Origin of the sequence: Actinoplanes sp. NPDC051411 (assembly GCF_040682075.1) — a bacterium.
Classification (GTDB): Bacteria; Actinomycetota; Actinomycetes; order Mycobacteriales; family Micromonosporaceae; genus Actinoplanes.
Genome location: NZ_JBFBAD010000270.1, coordinates 1 through 2,907 on the forward strand (window position 1 = coordinate 1; position 2,907 = coordinate 2,907).

Here is a 2,907-nt window from a genome sequence, read left to right on the forward strand (position 1 = left end):
CTATTGGGGGGGTTCCCCGCGGGGCGTCAGGCACTTACCCCGGCGGGGGGGGCCGGCGCCGCCCCGGGCCGCGCTGGATTGGCCGAACATATGAACCGACTCTAAACGCACGAAAGCCGCCCGGGGCCGGATCAATCGATCCGGTCCCGGGCGGCCCGGTAACCGTGTCAGCCGGAGATCGCCAGGTAGCGGTACCCCAGGCGGGTCATGCGCTCGGCGTCGAGCGCGTGCCGGCCGTCGAGCAGGATCGGCGTGCGCATCAGGCCGACGAACTTCGACCAGTCCATCTCCAGATATTGCGCCCACTTGGTGACCAGCACGACCGCGTCGCAGTCGTCGAACAGGCCGTCGATCGTCTCGGTGAGATGGGGAGCGAGCTCCGGGTATTCCCGGCGGAAACGCTCACCGGCGATCGGGTCGTGCAGCCGCACCCGCGCGCCCCGGGCGATCAGCAGCTTCGCGATGTCGACCGTCGGCGAGTCACGCAGGTCGTCGGTGTTCGGCTTGAAGGCCAGGCCGAGCAGGCCGATGCGCCGGCCCTTGAGGATGCGCAGCTCGTCCTGCAGCCGCTCGACCGCGATCACCCGCTGCCGCTCGTTGACGTCGCGGGCCGCGCGGACGATCGGCATCTCGTAGTTGTATTCGCCGGCGGTGGCGATCAGGGCCTTGGTGTCCTTGCCGAAGCAGGAACCGCCCCAGCCGACGCCCGGCTCCAGGAAGCGCGAGCCGATCCGGTCGTCGAGGCCGATGCCCCGGGCCACCTCGGTGATGTCGGCGCCGACCTTGCCCGCCAGCTGGCCGATCTCGTTGACGTAGCTGATCTTCAGGGCGAGGAACGCGTTGGCCGCGTACTTGATCAGCTCGGCCGAGGCCAGGTCGGTGGAGACCAGCGGGACGGCCGCCATGTCGTCCGGGCGGGGCAGGAAACCGGGCGCGGTGAACGTCTGGTTGATGATCGGGCGGTAGAGCTGGTTGAGGACCTCGAGACTGCGCGGGTTGTCCGAGCCGATCACGATCCGGTCGGGGTAGAGCGTGTCGTGGATCGCATTGCCCTCGCGCAGGAACTCCGGATTGGACGCGACCGCGAATTCACAACCCTCGCGACGGTCCTCGCACTGCGCGAAGGAGTCGCGCAGAATCGCGTCGACCCAGTTACCGCTGCCGATGGGAACGGTCGACTTGTTGACCACCACGGTGAACGTGTGATCGAGATGCTGGGCCACGGTCTCGGCGGCAGTGCGGAGATAACGCAGGTCGGGGCTGCCGTCCGGGGAAGACGGCGTCTGCACGGCGACGAACACCACATCGGCGCCCGGCACGCCCTCGGCGAAACTGGTGGTGAAATTCAGTTTTGGCGCCGCCTCGGACAGCAGGTCCTCCATGCCGGGCTCGTAGATCGGGCAACGCCCGGCCCGAAGCATGTCGACCTTGTTCTGATCGATTTCGACGCAGGTCACGTCGTGTCCCAGGAAGGCGAGACTGACCCCGGTGGTCAGACCGACATATCCGGTGCCGACAACGCAAACCTTCATGTATCCGCTCCTCTGCGCGCCTGTGGGCGTCCGGCCCGGCCGCCGGTCGTCAGGGGGGACCGCAGGCACTCGCGTCGCTCCTGTAAACAACGGCAGATGATACACATTGCCGGCAGCGTGGCCCGGCGCCGAAAAGCGCGTGACCATCCAAACTACGCGGCGTAAACGAGTCACCCGGGGCATTCGCATCATTCACCGGGGTCGCCGATCACTTTCCCCGGATTGAAAAGATTTATCGGGTCGAGCGTCGCTTTGACGGCCCGTTGCAAGGCCAGCACCGACGGCGACAATTCCCGGTGCATTCCGCCGCGTTTGAGCAGCCCTACGCCGTGTTCGCCGGTCACCGTGCCGCCGGCCGCGATCGCCGCGCCGAGGATCTCCTCGAACGCCGCCTGGGCCGCCTCCCGGGCCGCGTCGTCGCCGGCCGGCACCATGATCAGCGGGTGCAGGTTGCCGTCCCCGGCGTGCGCGATCGACGCGATCCGGACATCGTGCCGCTCACCGATCTCGCCGATCAGGGTCAGCATCCCGGGCACCGCCGAGCGCGGCACGCACACGTCCTCGGTCAGCACCGGGGAGAGCCGCTCCAGCGCCGGGTAGGCCAGGCGGCGGGCCGCGAACAGGGCCTCGGCCTCGAACTCGTCGGTCGACTGCTCGGCCCAGATCGCACCCGCGGACCGGAACGCCCCGGCCACCGCGGCGGCCTCCTCGTCGCCCGCGGCACCCGGGCTGTCGATCTGGGCGAGCAGCAGCGCCTCGGCGTCGACCTCGAGGCCCAGATGCTTCCAGTCCTCGACCGCCCGCAGCGTCATCCGGTCGAGAAGCTCCAGCGCGGCCGGGAGGAGACCGCGGCGGGTGGTCTCGGCCACCGCCCGGCCGGCGGCCACGACGTCGGCGAAGGCCCCCACGACCGTACGCGGTGGCTCGCGCCGCGCCGGGCGCAGGCGCAGCGTGACCTCCGTGATCACACCGAGTGTTCCCTCCGAGCCTACGAAGAGTGCCGTCAGGTCGTATCCGGCGACACCCTTCGTGGTGTTGTGCCCGAGTCGCACCGCCGTGCCGTACTCGCCCGCCGGGCCGCCGACGACCGCCTCCAGCGCCAGCACGTAATCGCGGGTCACGCCGTACTTCAGGCAGCAGAGCCCGCCGGCGTTGGTCGCCACGTTGCCGCCGATCGTCGACCAGGGCGCGCTGGCCGGATCCGGCGGGTACCACAGGCCGTGCTCGGCGACCGCCGCCTTCAGATCGTCGTTGACCACGCCCGGCTGCACTACCGCGACCATGTTGGCGCGCGGGGTGTCGACGATGCTGCCGCCGGCGTGCTCGCCGTCCCGGTCGTTCGGCATGGTGATGACTCCTGAGTCAGAAGGCGACA

Annotated in this window: 2 protein-coding genes; both read right to left on the bottom strand. The window is 69.5% G+C overall.

The annotated features are described in order from the left end of the window. Positions 1–167: 167 nt before the first annotated feature. Complete coding sequence (locus AB0M88_RS53075; protein ID WP_364116249.1) at positions 168–1,532, bottom strand: UDP-glucose/GDP-mannose dehydrogenase family protein; 1,365 nt, start codon at positions 1,530–1,532, stop codon at positions 168–170. 188 nt (positions 1,533–1,720) lie between these two features. After that, a partial coding sequence (locus AB0M88_RS53080) for an FAD-linked oxidase C-terminal domain-containing protein (protein WP_364116252.1) occupies positions 1,721–2,907 on the bottom strand: 1,187 nt, incomplete at its 5' end.